The sequence below is a fragment of the Nonomuraea maheshkhaliensis genome (genome assembly GCF_039529435.1).
In the GTDB taxonomy this organism is placed as follows: domain Bacteria; phylum Actinomycetota; class Actinomycetes; order Streptosporangiales; family Streptosporangiaceae; genus Nonomuraea; species Nonomuraea maheshkhaliensis.
Window position 1 is genome coordinate 1 of the sequence record NZ_BAAAMU010000103.1, and the last position, 14,375, is coordinate 14,375.

11 protein-coding genes are annotated in these 14,375 nt (G+C 62.4%); 4 read left to right on the plus strand and 7 right to left on the minus strand.

Features of this window, described 5'->3' with window-relative positions; translation table 11 throughout:
• Positions 1–224 precede the first annotated feature (224 nt).
• The 5 genes from ABFX54_RS42635 to ABFX54_RS42655 form a co-directional block, all read right to left on the minus strand.
• Complete coding sequence (locus ABFX54_RS42635) at positions 225–911, minus strand: DUF2637 domain-containing protein (RefSeq protein WP_346112631.1); 687 nt, start codon at positions 909–911, stop codon at positions 225–227.
• Between the two features lie 27 nt (positions 912–938).
• Positions 939–2,273 carry an FtsK/SpoIIIE domain-containing protein gene (locus ABFX54_RS42640; protein WP_346112632.1) on the minus strand — a complete coding sequence of 445 codons (1,335 nt, stop codon included), beginning with the start codon at positions 2,271–2,273 and terminating at the stop codon, positions 939–941.
• Positions 2,266–2,595, minus strand: a complete 330-nt coding sequence (locus ABFX54_RS42645) for an SCO3933 family regulatory protein (protein ID WP_165959524.1) — start codon at positions 2,593–2,595, stop codon at positions 2,266–2,268. Before ABFX54_RS42645 ends, ABFX54_RS42640 begins: the two co-directional genes overlap by 8 nt.
• 324 nt (positions 2,596–2,919) lie before the next feature.
• Positions 2,920–4,116, minus strand: coding sequence for a helix-turn-helix domain-containing protein (locus ABFX54_RS42650; protein ID WP_346112662.1), 1,197 nt, complete (start codon positions 4,114–4,116; stop codon positions 2,920–2,922).
• 2 nt (positions 4,117–4,118) lie between these two features.
• Positions 4,119–4,415: a putative quinol monooxygenase gene (locus ABFX54_RS42655; protein ID WP_346112633.1), complete on the minus strand. Its 297-nt coding sequence runs from the start codon at positions 4,413–4,415 to the stop codon at positions 4,119–4,121.
• A gap of 185 nt (positions 4,416–4,600) precedes the next feature.
• Between ABFX54_RS42655 and ABFX54_RS42660 the strand changes: the two genes are divergently transcribed.
• From ABFX54_RS42660 to ABFX54_RS42670, 3 genes are all read left to right on the plus strand, one after another.
• Entirely contained in the window at positions 4,601–5,020 is a 420-nt protein-coding gene (locus tag ABFX54_RS42660; RefSeq protein ID WP_346112634.1) for an ATP-binding protein, read from the plus strand.
• On the plus strand, positions 5,017–5,286 hold the full coding sequence (locus ABFX54_RS42665) for a hypothetical protein (RefSeq protein WP_346112635.1): 270 nt from the start codon (positions 5,017–5,019) through the stop codon (positions 5,284–5,286). The genes ABFX54_RS42660 and ABFX54_RS42665 overlap by 4 nt, the downstream gene beginning before the upstream one ends.
• Positions 5,287–5,832: 546 nt before the next feature.
• A complete protein-coding gene (locus ABFX54_RS42670; protein ID WP_346112636.1) occupies positions 5,833–9,426 on the plus strand; it encodes an NACHT domain-containing protein in 3,594 nt (1,197 codons plus the stop codon).
• A 1,427-nt stretch (positions 9,427–10,853) separates the two neighbouring features.
• Here ABFX54_RS42670 and ABFX54_RS42675 read toward each other — a convergent pair.
• Entirely contained in the window at positions 10,854–11,357 is a 504-nt protein-coding gene (locus tag ABFX54_RS42675; protein ID WP_346112637.1) for a tyrosine-type recombinase/integrase, read from the minus strand.
• A gap of 250 nt (positions 11,358–11,607) precedes the next feature.
• On the opposite strand from ABFX54_RS42675, the gene ABFX54_RS42680 reads away from it, so the two are divergent.
• On the plus strand, positions 11,608–12,873 hold the full coding sequence (locus ABFX54_RS42680; RefSeq protein WP_346112638.1) for an SMI1/KNR4 family protein: 1,266 nt from the start codon (positions 11,608–11,610) through the stop codon (positions 12,871–12,873).
• A 551-nt stretch (positions 12,874–13,424) separates the two neighbouring features.
• Here the strand turns inward: ABFX54_RS42680 and ABFX54_RS42685 are convergent.
• Entirely contained in the window at positions 13,425–13,832 is a 408-nt protein-coding gene (locus ABFX54_RS42685) for a tyrosine-type recombinase/integrase (RefSeq protein WP_346112663.1), read from the minus strand.
• Positions 13,833–14,375: the final 543 nt, after the last annotated feature.

The window sequence follows — 14,375 nt, forward strand, 5'->3', positions numbered from 1 at the left end:
ATGGCCCCCGGCCTGGCGCGGATCTTGGCGGATGTGTGGCCAGGCGGGGGGCGCTACGGCGGCTATGCGCCGTGGTTGTCGATGCCGCTGCCGTGGCAGTCGGCGCAGGTCTGGTCGTCGTAGATACCGGTGGTGTTGCAGGTACAGCAGCCGTAGTGGCCCGTGACATCGTTCATGCCGGTAGTCCTTCGTGCGGCTGACGTCGAGCGTTCATGGCACCCTCCTCAGTTGGCTTCCGGAGCGGTGCGCAGGGTGCGGAGCAGGTCGGTGGCGAGCTGGTCTGACACGCCCAAGCGGGTGCGGATGAGGTCCGCCGTGACTGGCCTGCCGTGCTTGGCGAGGTGTTCGTCGGCGACGCGGCGGGCGTAGTCGACCAGGGCCGGATCAGGTGCGGGAACGTCGTGCTGACGATCGGGTTCGTGAGCCGGGGCCAAGGCCGGCTGGTCCTCGTTCGGGACGGGGCGGGACCTCTCGGTGGTCACTTGGGACGTCTGTGCGCTTGTTGAGGACGTCTGTGAGACGTCCTGTGCGGAGCCGGAGCGGCGTTCGAGCATGGAGACCGCGACGAGGAAGGCGCCGGCCGGGGTGGCGGCGGTGATCCAGCCCCAGACGGTTGGTGTGGCTTGGGCGAGGTTGGCGGCCAGGGACAGGATGATTCCTCCGGTCAGGACGAGGACGGGCCAGGAGATTGGGCCGCGCCGGGTCCGGTGGGTCTTCTTGTCGCGTTGGCGTTCGCGGGCGGCCATGACGCAGGTCAGGTCGATGCAGATGGCGATGGCCCAGGACATCCAGCCGGTCTGTCCGTGTTCGCTGGCGGTGTCGCGGATGTGGGTGAACGAGCCTGCTCCCGCGATGAGCGCCAGGACGAGGACGGGGCCGGTGTCGAGGAGCCGGGCGGTGATGCGGCGCATCTCAACTCCTCCTGGCAGCGGACCGGGTCAGGCGGTCTGCTGGTCGGGCGTTGGCACGGGTTGAGCTGTCATCACCTCGGCCCAAGGCGGTGCCAGGTGCGCGTAGGTCTGTGCGGCGCGTTCAGCGGTTTGTTCGCTGACGTAGAAGGAGCGGGCGCGGTACCACTGGCCGTCCTGGTTGGCGATGACAGCGACGCCGGGTGTCTCGGCGGCGATGGCGCGGGCGGAGTCGAGCGCGGCCGGGTCGAGGTCGCCGAGGGTCATGGTGGCGGTTTCGGGATCGTTGACCCGGTGGCAGATCCGGCCGGAGCACTGGGCGCGCAGCGCGGTGACGCCGGGGCCGAGGTCGGAGCCGATGCGCTGTCCGCAGCAGAACAGGTAGATGCCGAACGCCCGGCCGAGCTGCGCGATCCGCAGCAGCGCTGTCGAGGTCTTGGCGATCTCGTCTTTCTCCGACTTGTCGGCCATCAGGTACAGCTCGGCCAGCTCGTCCACCAGGACGACGATCGGCACCGGCCGCAGGTGCGGCGGGAGCTGCCAGATGTTGCGTGCGCCGGCCATCCGGCACACGCCCATCCGGTCGGTCATGAGTGCCACCAGGTCATCCAGCAGCCCGCCGCACTCGGCGCGAGTGGTGGCCAGCGCGGACAGTCGCGGCGTGTACGGGGTGAACTCGACGCCGCCCTTGAGGTCGAAGCCGACCAGGGCGACCGGTTGCGGCGCCAGGCCGACAATGAGCGCGTTGGCCAGGTTGGACTTGCCGGACTGCGTCGCGCCCGCGTTGATCCAGTGCGGCACGGTCCGGAAGTCGATGACCCACGGCGTGCCGGTCTCCAGGCGTCCCACCGTGATCTTGAGCAGTTCGGTGGAAGGTGGCAGTTCATCGACCTTGACCAGCGGGTCACGGACGGTGGCGGCGAGGCGTACCCGGCCGGGCTTGTCGGAGGAGACGCGCACGGCGTGCACGCCCCAGGAGTGGGCGAGGCGTTCGGCGGCCTCGGCGTAGTCGGCTGGGATCTGGCCTTCCAGGGTGTGCAGGGTGACCCGCCAGCCGTGCCGGGTCGGCAGGGGCAGCCACATGAACGGTTTGGTGTCCACGGCGATGCGTTGCCACTTGCGCCGGACGCGGACGACGCCGGTGGAGGCGACCAGTCCGGGGACGGTGGTGAACCAGAAGCGTTGCCGCTTCTTGGTGAGGTTGCAGCCGAGAGCGACCTTGCGCCAGGACGCCCGGATGGTGATGGCCGTGATCGGGAAGCCGATGACGAGCCAGAAGGAGCGGTAGTGCCAGCGGCGCCAGGCCCACAGCCCGGCCGCCGAGGCGGCCAGGACTGCGAGCACCGCGTAGAGCTGGTCAGACATCGGCGGCCTCCTGCAGCGGGAGCAGGGCGGTCGCGCGGTAGGAGATGCCCCACCGTCCGGCGATCTCCCAGACGTAGCCGAGCAGTCCGACCGCGTTGACGGCGTCGCCGGCCTTGATGGGCGGTTCGCCGGTGATGCCGATCTTGACGAGTTCGATGCGGCCGAACTCGTCCTCCACGGAGACGGTGACCTCGTAGACCGTGTTGCCGTGCTTGTCGGTCTTGATCTCGCCGGTGTCCTTGTTGAGCACGCGAGGGCGCGGGGCCTTCACGCAGGTGATGGTGAGCTTGCTGACGTCCACAGGGATGGGGACGGTACGCATGGCTGTATGACCTCTCGTCGGCCTGTTGATCAGGCGTTTCAGGACGAGGGAGGCCGTGCCGTCAGCTCGGAGGCGATAGCATCGAAGCGCCAACTAGGGTGCTTATCGCATCCGGCCTGGGCGGGTCTCCCGCTCAGGCCACTTTCATGTGTGGCCCTCTCTCCGCCTTTGGTGAGCGGACCCCCTTGATCCACCCCTTAAACGCGAAGAGCGTTCGTGCTGGGCTGCCACCCTCCGACTACGGAGAGTTCCAGCTACAACACGAACGCTACCTGATACTGAGAGTAATCGCTAGTACTTAGAGTACGTGGACACGTACTTTTTCTACGCGCCCACTCGCTCGGCCAGCTCCCGCAGCTCAGAGGACGCCGGATCCTGCATGGACACCAGGTCAGAGACGAGTTGCCGTACGACCCGGTGGTTGCGAATCTGCTCCGGCGTGACGTTCTCGGCCTCCAGCAGCCGCGCCACCGCTTCGTCCACCTGGCGACGCTGCGCATGCGCCCGCGCGAGATCGACAGCCAGCCGCGCCCGTCGTTCGGCCGACAACGTCGAGGCGTCCACCGCGGTTCCGACCCGCAACGCGTGCCCGGCGTCACCCACCTCCACGGCCACCGCCACCTCATGCAGCGCCACGTTGGCCGGCCCGAACTCGGTGTTGTAGTCGTTGCGTCCCTCACCGACCCGCGTGGCCATCTCGCGGGCTCGCGAGAGGTGCTCGTAGGCGACATCGGCCTGGTTCAGCCGCGAGGCCGCCACCGCCCGCTGCAAGGTCAGTCCACCCCACAACGACATCGCTTCCACGTTGCCCTGATCGGTCAGGAACCACAGCGCCTCGGCAGCGGTCCGAGCAGTCTCCTCCACCTGGTCGAAATGACGCGCCCCCAGGAACACGAACCCCAGCCGGAACGCCCCGGCCGCCATCATCAAGGGGTTGCCGGCCCGCTCGGCCGCGCTGATGGCCCGATCGGCCGCGATCCACGCCGCCTCCGGCTCACCCAGCTTGGCCAGCGACGCCGAACACGCTTGGTAGGTGACTGCCAGCAGCTCGAACAACTCGGCCTGCCGCTCAGCAGGCGCGGACCGCACCGCGTTCTCCAGCGTCGGGACGAGCCCACGCAGCAGCTCCGTCAGCTCGACGTAGCGGCTCTCATGCGTCAGCTCCCAGGCGTGGTCCACGCGTGGCTTGAGCTGGTCGGTCGGTGGCACCGGTGTGGCGTGCAACATGGCGTACAACGAGTGCGCCCCGGACAGCACCAGCCGCAACCCGGCCGTCCCCGGCACCTCCTCGGTCGTGGCCGCCACCACCGGCGCCTCAGCGGCCAGCTCCGACAGCGGCACGTCCAGAGTCTCAGCGACCTTCTCCAGCACGGACATGCGATCGACCTTGCGCACGCCCCGCTCTACCTGCGAGATCCATGCGACCGACCGGTCCACCAGCCGCGCCAGCTCCACCTGCGACAAGCCGCGTCGTTTGCGTTCCTGGGCGATGCGCCGTCCGAGCGCCCGCTGATACTCCATGCTCACGACGTCGTGCCCTTCCCGCTCAGCAGATCCAGCCAATCGACCTCGACCGAGGCCAGCAGCTCTTCGCGAGCCGCCAGGAAGTGCCTGGTGTGCTCGGTCTGCTCGTGGGCGTCGAAGGCGTCGCGGTCCCGGTACAGCTCGTAGAAGATCCGCTGGAGCGGCTGACCGTCCACCCGGTGTGAGGCGTACACGATGCTTCCCGGCTCGTGCTGGCGGATCGCCTCGATTGTCTCACCGACGAGGGTGTCGAACGCCGCCGCGCTCTCCTCGTCCTTGCAGGTGAATCGCACCATTAGTCCGAACATGCGCGCCTCCTGGGTCGCCGTGACGGGCTGGGGTCGGAATGTCTTCACTCGACCAGTACTTATTGTGCGGCGCAAGTACATCAAGTCGCTTGTACTTGAAGTATAGCACTAGTACTTTAAGTATTGATAGCGGATCGCAGGGCGTTGACCTGCATGAACGCAAGGAAACGGCGATGTCTCTGACGCTGAACAGCGGCCAAGAAATCCACCGCTGGTGTCGCAACTTCCCCGGCACCAAGGCCCAGATCAGCGCAGCACGCCGGTTCGTCGCCGGCTACCTCGGCGACCGCCCCGAGACCTACACCGCCGAACTCGTCATCTCCGAACTCGCCACCAACGCCATCCGCCACACCCGCAGCGGCCAGACCGCCGGCCGATTCGGCGTAACCCTCCACGCAGGCACAGCCCTGCTGATCGTCGCCGTCCACGACGAAGGCGGCCCCTCCACCCCACACCTACGCCAGGCCGACAACACGGACCAGAGCGGCCGAGGCCTGCACCTGGTGGACAGCCTGGCAACACGGTGGGGCGTCCACGGCGACGAAGCCGGACGCACTGTATGGGCACTCATCCCACTCGCCCAGACCACATGAGCGACTGCCTATCCCCACATCTTCCCGAGCCGGAGCCGAACCACAAGCGGTTGACCTGGTTCAAGGCGTACAAGGAGTCACGACGGCGGACACTCGCCTGGACCTGCCACTGCCAGGACGTCATCCACGAGCTGTGCGCCGCAGGCGGGCAGTCCTACCTACGCCGCACCGACTGGGCCGCCGACGAGGTCTTCGAGACCCACCGCATGCTCATCCGAGACGGTAACGCCCTGTGGCAGGCACTGCTCCAGGGCCAGGTGCGCTAAACTCATCAAGATCATTTTGGTAGCAGCACTGCCTGGATGAGAACTTTCTCTACGTCTTCAAGGGCAGCCCGCCTGCGGCGGCCTGCCACCCGTGGGGCGGTCGCTGGCCGCGCTGCGGCTCTTCGGCCGGTCGCGACCAGCACCGCCCTCGGCTTTGGCCTATCGGATCTGCCCTGTAGGAGAGGCCAAAGCGGGGCAGTTGCACCCCGCGCTATGGCACTCACCTTGCGAGTATGCGCGTGCTACTTCTGCCCGATGAGCCGAGTCGACTCCTCGTAGCGCCGTCGCTAAACGTCGAGTACGCAACTCTTGCACCACGGCCACCTTGCGGTAGTTGATCCACAGTTTGATCACAGACAGGACCGGCAGCGCGAGCACTATGACTACCTGCACGAACGGAGAGAGCGAAGCAAGTTCGAAGGGCACAACTACCTACCTTCCTCCTTACCAGGGAGCCTGTCTCCGCTGGCTTGGCACCAAGCGTGTGCCAAGCGCCGGATTTCCCTCTACTATCTGGAAATAGGTAGAAATCGGCTGGAGTCGTGCATGGCGGCAGCAGGTCGGCCCGCGAAGGGCGAGCAGCAGGCCCATCCCGAACTGGTGGAACTGGCAACCTGGTTCCGCCAGTCGCTAGCTGATGCTGGCTACGAATCCGTCAACGCTTTCGTGCAGCGTCAGCCGTTTGAGAAGAATCAAATGTACGGTGTCTACCATGGGACACGCTTTCTCACTCATGAGGCGATGAGGACACTGGCCGCCGCGCTGAAGCAGGATCCTGATTCGGCAATGGCCATTTGGATGAGGGCAAAGTATGCCAAAGACCGCAATGTCGCGACGCGTCGAGAAGAAGAGTTGCCACGACTGAGATCCTGGGCCGAAATACCACTTCCTGAACTTGCGCTAGACAATCTTCTCGATCCACAGAGTCAGGCAGTTGAACAACTTCCCTATGAACTACTGGGTGTCAATACTCCCCCACTGTCGACGATCTATGTACGACAAGCTGTGCGTCAAGATAAACCGCGACTCAGTACAGATCGTGAACGGGATGATGCGCGAGCAGAAGGGGTAGACGAACGTATACGTGCTCACAATCAGTCGGGCGATTCGTCCATAGCAATACGAGATGCCTTGGACCGCCATGAGCATCTATTGATAACTGGAGAACCGGGCGCAGGGAAGTCCACGTTAAGTCAACATTTGACACTACGTCTGTCGCGTATTTGGTTACGAAAAGAAGTATGTTCGGACCCTCCGGTAAATGAACCAGTTGTGCCGTTGAGGATATCCGCGTGGTCCCTAACGGGAGAGGGAACCTGGAGTGCGGTTCTGGCGACAGCAGCTCACCGTGCTCTCGGACTCGCTCTAGTGGACGATCTACCGGCAAGACTTTTTGCTGGTAAGACTCAAGGCGCACGTTGGATGATCTTCATCGATGGACTGGACGAAATTCTCGACCGAAGTGCAAGAATGTCGATAATACGAGCAATCGGCCAGCATGCTAAGGCTGGTGGTGACTACCGATTCGTAATAACGACGCGTCCATTGCCCGGGGAAGAGCTTGCACCACTAAGCGGAGTCCACTGGGGGAGCTATCGAATTGAGCCATTCGGCCAAAACGAGTTGCGGCTATTCGCGGAGTCATGGTTCAAAGCTCAGGATAGTAGTACGCACGCGGAGCAGCAACGCCGCTTCTTGCGGCAGATTGAGGACGCGCGACTTCGGGAACTTGTACGCAATCCTTTGCTAGCCACAATTGCAGCCGTTGCACAAACCCGAGAACCAAACCGACCTCTGCCTTCTGGTCGTATTGACCTATACGACCGACTATACGGATATCTTGTCACAGATGAAGCAAGTGGCAGGCGGTCCCTTGTAGAATTCGATCGTTCTGCTACGGCGAATACGAGAAGGCTAAGCTTTGCGCATTGGCTGCACCGAGAGCGGGCCAGCTTAGTTGACTATCTCGCTAAGGAGCGACTAGCAAGTAAAAGCCCATTACTCAAGCTGGCGCTTGAATGGATAGAGACCAATGCGGCCGCCGAGCGGCTGTTGCCCACGGGATGGCACCACGATGTTCGACAATTCCTAATTGACACCGGCGTCTTCGTTTTTGAAGGCGACGGAATCCGTTTTTTGCACCATTCTTTTGCTGAGTTTCTTGCCGCTCGCGCTCACTCCCACGATATTGGTGCAGATTTCCCAGATATCGAAAAATGGATCAATCTAGGCCTCAAAGAGGCACAGCGTAATTTTGTTCTATTCACGATAGGATTGTGGAGTCGTGCTCCTGTGCATGACATAGGACTCGTACTGCGTCATCTCATTGAAGGAGACGCTGAGCGTCTGATCTTCGCTGGGCACCTTCTTGGAGAGGGTGTTGCGGTAGATGGCGCAAATTCGGAAGTGGTTGTCAACCGCCTGATCGACCTCGCGTTGGGGGCAAGCTTAGATAGAACACTCATGTCAGCGTCAAGTTATCATTCGTCCTATTACCTGCGTCGCACATATCAATTTCAATCCAGCGAGCAAGTTTTTTCAGTTCTAGGTAAGTTGACAGGACATCAGTATGCGGCGGATAGGTTAGCTTCGCTTGTCGCCAGACGCGAACTACCGCCTGACACGCGGGTGGGGGCTGCGATAGCTTACGGTTTCATTTCGGACACGAAAAAGGCTGTACAATGGCTAGAAGGGTTGCTCAACGAAACATCCAAATGCGAACAACGCCTCAAAATAGCTCTAGGGTTGCGCGAGCTCTCTCCGGAATCAGCTGACGCCGTTCGCTCAATCTTGCTGAAAGTTGGTAGAGATGCACAATGCAATACCGCAACGAAAGTTCAGGCCGCTGAGGAATTGGCTAGGGTCGGTGCAGGTGATATAGCATTAGAACTTGCTAAGGCTGTCTTGGTGGATGAAAACGCATCGCGTTACGATCTAAAAATTGCTTTAGGCATCGCTATTGCCCAGGATGGCCAGGAGGTGATTCGTCAGCTCGTTGCCAGTCATGAATACCAAAAAGAACATCAGTATCGACAAGCACTCGTATCTGGACTTGCTGAGGCTGGGTGTACAGATATGGCTGTAGAATTATCGCGGGAGCTCATTGCCGACAAGTCTTGTACTGACACTGCTTTAGGTGCCGCCGTGAAGGCATGGCTTCAAGCAGGCGGATCGGCAGCTGTAGATCAGGTATCAGCTAGCCTTGACGCCCGATCTCATATTGACCCTTGGGCTCGCTCTCTAATTGCGTCTGCTTTTGCTGAACAGGGAAGCATGGACAATGCGGCAACTCACGCTAAAGCTACCCTTGCAGATCCTGGAGCAGATAGCACGGATACTGCGGTCGCAGCCAGGGCCTGGATCTCGGCAGTTGGTGCCGACGCCATCGTTGACGTTTGGCGTGCGGTGAAGGAGCGTGAACAAAAGTTACCTGATAGCGGTATGCGCTTAGAAGTGATTGAGGTAATAGCTGACTTGGGTCATGCGTCCCTTGCCCTTCAGTTGCTTACAGAAGTATTGAGTGAAACAGACGATTTTGATGTGGTACGAGCGACAGATATCTACTGCACGTCAGGAGGAGCGGATGCAGCTGCAGACATTCTTCCGGTCATCGAGCGTCAGTCATCGTCGCCGGAACGGGTCGCGGCATGTGCTGCAGCGCTGGCGCGTGGGGGGCAGCGGGACCTCGCGCACCGTCTGATAAATGACGTCCTTGAACTTGTGCGCAAGTCTGAACGAGCCCCTCGGCCAGATCTGTTGGCTAATGCCGCCTTCGGCGGGCCCTCTATCATTGATCAACTAGTCAGACTCGTACCTCTTGAAACCATACCATCCAGCACACAGATGCATTTGTCCCTGGTGCTTGCAGAGACCGGGGCAATCTCGCATGCGACTGACATATGGATGCGTCTACTGACGGACATGTCACTAACGACGGCGGATAGTATGGTTATTTCATCATATCTGGTGAGTGTAGCCAGGTCGCAGCAGGCTATCGACACATTACGCGTAGCGCTAGGTAGAACATCCATGACCTCTGTCGAACGTAGCAGATTACGACAATTACTGGCGTGGACGGTGCTAGCAGATCCGTCTGCCGAGGGTTGTGGGCTATGCTCGGATGTTGGTATAGAGGAGTGATGGTGAACTTTGTGCGAGTAAGCATGCAGCAGTTCATGATCTCGGCGTCGTGAGGACTGCCAGCAGGGTGGGATGAGCTTCAGGTGTCGAAGACCCCGGACCGCCGCCGCCCGTCGTATGACGAGCTGGCCGCGCTGGTGGTCCGGCAGATGAACACAATCGAGGAGCCGCGGCAGACGATCGCGCGGCGGAGGCGACGGTCGAGCGGCTGAGCGCGCGGTGGCCAAGCTGGAACGCCGGCAGAACCGCAACTCCGGCAACTCCTTGTTACCGCCCCTCCAGCGACACCTTTTCCAGGCCGGAGAAGAAGCCGCCGCCTGCGAGCGAGCGCAAGCGGGGCGCCCCTATGGGAAGGGTGAACCACCTGGAAAGTGGACACCATGCTGCCGCGCCGCTTCCGGTGCTCGGGCCTGGCGGCCCTGCGCTCCGGGTCGGCTTGCCACCGGATACGCGGGTTGCTGTGGTCTGCTGTACAGCAGGGACGTACAGCAACGCCGCCTCACGCAGCCTGATCGTCCCGTACGCCGTCACACGGTTGAGCAGCAGCGCCAGTCCTCGACCACGCTTCTTCGCTTCACTCGTAATGAAGTGCTCAAATGGTTCGGTCGGTAGTGCCCTAATATCGCCTTATGCCAAGAGGACACCATCGGCGGCCTGCTCGCGGAGGTCTTCATATCACCATGGAGCAACTTGCCGTGCTCACTGTCGTGGGCGTGCTAGCTGGCACGCTCTCTGCAACGACAGACGTGTTTGGAGTCGTACGGGACGTGCTGGGTTCTCGAAAGGGAAGTGCGGATCCAGCTGTCACTGCTACCGCTCCTGTCAACGATCAGGCAAGTGAATCTCGTCATACTGACGAGGTTTCCGAGCGGGAATGGGCCGATACGGCTCGCCGAGTGTGCACCAACACCTATCCTGAAGATTTCGATGCATGGCGTAAGTGTCACAACGAGATCCTCAGTCGTAGGTTTTCACCCAAAGTGACCCTGCGGATTGTAGATAATGAGTAGTCCGAGTTGCCCGAGACCTCTTATCACAGCGGCGATCTGACAATATTCGGCATCCCATGTGCAAAGCGACGACTGTTCACCACCGTCTGGCCAGGGCACACGAGCAGTCGGACAGGGTGATCACTCCGCCTGAGAAGCGGCAGGTCAGCTGCTGGACCGGGACGCCAACATCTCGCGGAAGAGGCGGACCGCTGACGAAGCGGGTTGCTGTACAGCAGAGGATTACAGCAACGGGGTCGCACAGCACCTCATGCTGACGTCCGCCCTCACACCTTTGAGCTGGGCGGATGCCTCTGCAGCTCGTTGTCGGCTCCCGTTTGCAAGCAGGATGTCAGGAGTTCGAATCTCCTAGGCTCCACCAGCGAAAACACCCCGCCACTGATCATGTGACGGGGTGTTCGTGCCATTAACGTGCCATTAGCCAGCGGGGACCAGTACGCCCGCGCTGCCGTCGTCATCTCCCCTCTTGGGCTTCTTCTTCGCCTTCTTCCGCTCGGCCTTGACGCGGGCTGAGAGCGCGTCGGCGATCTTCTGATCCGCGTCTCGGGTGGCGTGCTGGTAGATGAGCGCGGCCCGGTCGCTGTCGTGTCCCATGCGCGCCTTGAGATCGGCGAGGCTCGCTCCTGACTGGGCTGCCAGGGTGTTGCCGGTATGCCGGAGATCGTGAAAGTGCAGCCCTTGCACGCCCATCTCCTTGAGCGCGTCAGCCCACTTGGTCTCACGCCGGAAGTTGCTCCCCCGCAGGAACGCCCCGCGCTTGCCGAGGAACACGAAGGCGTCTTCGGCTTCATCGACGTACGTCGCCAGGTGTTCGGTGAGGATCGGGATGATCACCGAGGGGATGCTGACGGTCCGCCGGGACGGCGGCGGGACACCGGGCCGGGCACCGCACGCCGGCCCCGCCGTACCGACCGAACGCACCGGCCGGGGTTGCCACGCCGCCGCACAGATACAGCCCTTACGATCGCCACGGAATGGCTGGTCACCATACGGGTCGGGGGCGATCGACGATCCAGGGTTCGTTCCTCACCCTGGCTCACTGGGCAGCGCGGCTGATCACCGTATTCGGAGAGCGTTCGAAACGGCTAGAGGGGAACACTCACAGTGATACCCCCGAGTGGCGTTGAGCAGGCTAGAGAGGGCTTATGGAAGCCGTTCGTAGACTGAGCGGATGCCCAATGCCAATCACGCCAGGTTGTGTCGGATCGCCGACAAACTCGCTGCGGCGCGTGCCATGCCCGTTCTGCCGGATGCTTTCGGTGTGGACGCGCATGGGTTCGAGCTCGGGCCGCCGCTGTCCGAGGCTGTGGTGACCGAGTTCGAGGAGCGGCACGAGGTGACGCTCCCTACGGAGTACCGGTTGTTCGTCACCGAGTTGGGCGACGGCGGCGCCGGTCCAGGCTACGAATTGAGCCGTCTCAACACTTCATGCTGTACACATCACCGATCGGGGCACCTGGCTCAGCCCAGTCCGTACCTGCCCGGTCCGCGTTACGTCGACGATTGGGAAGAGCGGTACGAGGATCCGCCGGGTCCGGATCGCGCTTTCCTTCGAGGCACGCTGGAGATCGCCGGTCACGGGTGTTCCCTCGTCACCCAGCTGACCGTGGCGGGGCCTGCGCGCGGACGGTTGTTCAACCTCGACCATGAAGGACCACTCGGCCCGTACGTAGTCGAGGATGCCGACTTCTTGAGTTGGTATGAGCGGTGGCTGGACGAGGCGGTCGCGGGTTACGACGTCGGCTGGTTCGGCGAGCGACTTCCGCTGGAGGAAGCCGAGCTGGTCGCCGTGCTCACCGATGAGCCGTCATCAGAGCGTCGGGCTCGTGCTGGGCAATCACTGCTTCAGTTGCCGGCCGTCAGTGAAAGCAGTTGGACAGCTTTGACCGAAGCCATGATCACCGACGCGCATCCTACTGTGCGTGCTGTGCTGTGGGATCTGCTGCGCTGGCAACGACACCGGCACGGGCGTCCGCTGGACGACGCTGAGGTGATCGCGGACGATATCGCGCGACACGCCAGGTCGTGCGCTCCACCGGACCTGAAGGCGCTCGGCATTCTGCGCAGGCTCACCGTCGCCGATCTGCTGCCGGAAGTGATGTGTCATGACCTCGAACGGCGTCGACGGGCGGCGTACCGGCTGGCCTGGGATTCCGGGGAGTTCAGAGGTGAAGCTCTGCAGCAGGACGTCCTCGTCGACGTGGCCGGTGGGCTCCTGAATGATGACGACCCGGTTCTCCGCTCACACGGCGTCGTCGTTGTCCGCCAATTCAGCCTGACCTGTCTTCATTCAGCGCTGCGCCGACTACAGAAGACGGAGACCGGCCCCTGGGTCCGGCATCACATCGACTGGTGCTTCGATGAGTCATCCACCCGCATGTGGGGAGATCCCTCGACCATGATGATGCAGGGGTTTAGCGAGGACCCACCGTTCTAACCGCACGCCCGGACGCCGTAGGTGCGGGCCAGGAGTCATGGAGCTTGATCGAATCGTCTTCCATTCATCCATGGGTTCCGTTTCGAGTCCCGGGCGCCCTGCCACCGATGACCTGGCGCGGTTGCGGTCCGCTTCCGAGGTACTACTGGTATCAGTGGGGACTCAGGTTTGTCTTCCATGATCCGGAATATGCGCGGAACGATCTATGGAGGCGGCGCCCGGTCGTCTGGCCGCGCCCCAGGTCAGGGGCTGTAGCGAACCGGAACGGGCGATCTTCTGTAAAACCGTTGGCGGTCCGTACCTCGTTGGGCTGCGGGAAGACGCAGAGGGGAAGCATAATCGCCGTGCCATTAGCGTGCCATTAAGGGCGGTCAACAGGGGTCAGTCACGGTCACTGGTGGACCGCCTGTCGCGCAGGTCGAGGCCGTAGTCCTCGAAGATCAGACCGATTTGCAAGCAGGATGTCAGGAGTTCGAATCTCCTAGGCTCCACCAGCGCAAACGCACCCCCACTAAAGATCACTTAGTGGGGGTGCGTGACCAACTGAGTGACTATCCATCCTCCCGCGCAGGGAAAATGCCGTCCATGGCCTCGGCTCCTTCCAGCAGCACCGGCCGGAGCTGGAACCGGTAGACCGTCTCCGTCACCACCGTGTTCGCGTGGCCCACCAGCCGCGAGATGTCCTCGATCGGGACGCCGGAGTCCGACAGCAGCGACACGAAGCTGTGCCGCAGCTCGCGGGGCGTCCACTCGCGGCCGGCCAGGCCCGCGCTCGCCACGACCTTCCGGAAGTCGCGCCGCACATTCGTGGCGCTCAAGGCCGTGCCGTTCTTCGTACAGAAGACCAGGCCACTCATCTCCCCGCCGGCCACCACAAGGGACCCGGGCCAGCCGCACCAGGGCAAGCCGCCATGTGCGGGCAGGGCAACCAGCGCGCGAGGAAGCTCACCGGGACACATGTACACGCGAATGACGGCTTGCCCTGGCACGTCCGGCCCGGTATGGCTACGCCTGCCCGACGAGGAGATGACCACCCAGGCTTCGCCGTACGACTTCGTTTGCAAGCAGGATGTCAGGAGTTCGAATCTCCTAGGCTCCACCAGCAAAAAACACACCCCCGCTCAAGATCGCTTGGCGGGGGTGCGTGACTAAGTGGTCTTCGCCGTTAGTTCGTCGGGGGTTGGGTCCAGGCGGTGGGGTCGTTGAGGTAGGGGCCGCAGGCGCAGTCGAGGGCGTCTTCGGGGCTGCCGGCATGCAGTCGGCTGGGTAGGATGTAGTTCTTGTAGTTGTCGCGGCTTGCTAGGTAGATCGTGGAGTTCCAGGCACTGGCTGACCCGCCGTAGCGCGAACGGAACAGCGCGCTGGAGGTTGTCCGGTATCTGGTTCAGCTCCCAACGGCACTACCGCCCCGACTGGATCTAGCAGTGGAGACCGCCGACAGTCTGCCATTCGGTCGGCGAGTACGATCCGGTCCCGGCACTGACTACAAGGGATAGTCGGCC

Bases quoted from the DNA above. Each gene is read 5' to 3' on its own strand.
- ABFX54_RS42670 (WP_346112636.1), top strand. From the start codon at position 5,833: ATGGCGGCAGCAGGTCGGCCCGCGAAGGGCGAGCAGCAGGCCCATCCC.
- ABFX54_RS42685 (WP_346112663.1), bottom strand. From the start codon at position 13,832: ATGTGTCCCGGTGAGCTTCCTCGCGCGCTGGTTGCCCTGCCCGCACAT.
- ABFX54_RS42665 (WP_346112635.1), top strand. From the start codon at position 5,017: ATGAGCGACTGCCTATCCCCACATCTTCCCGAGCCGGAGCCGAACCAC.
- ABFX54_RS42655 (WP_346112633.1), bottom strand. From the start codon at position 4,415: ATGGTGCGATTCACCTGCAAGGACGAGGAGAGCGCGGCGGCGTTCGAC.
- ABFX54_RS42640 (WP_346112632.1), bottom strand. From the start codon at position 2,273: ATGTCTGACCAGCTCTACGCGGTGCTCGCAGTCCTGGCCGCCTCGGCG.
- ABFX54_RS42660 (WP_346112634.1), top strand. From the start codon at position 4,601: ATGTCTCTGACGCTGAACAGCGGCCAAGAAATCCACCGCTGGTGTCGC.
- ABFX54_RS42645 (WP_165959524.1), bottom strand. From the start codon at position 2,595: ATGCGTACCGTCCCCATCCCTGTGGACGTCAGCAAGCTCACCATCACC.
- ABFX54_RS42635 (WP_346112631.1), bottom strand. From the start codon at position 911: ATGCGCCGCATCACCGCCCGGCTCCTCGACACCGGCCCCGTCCTCGTC.
- ABFX54_RS42680 (WP_346112638.1), top strand. From the start codon at position 11,608: ATGCCCAATGCCAATCACGCCAGGTTGTGTCGGATCGCCGACAAACTC.
- ABFX54_RS42650 (WP_346112662.1), bottom strand. From the start codon at position 4,116: ATGGAGTATCAGCGGGCGCTCGGACGGCGCATCGCCCAGGAACGCAAA.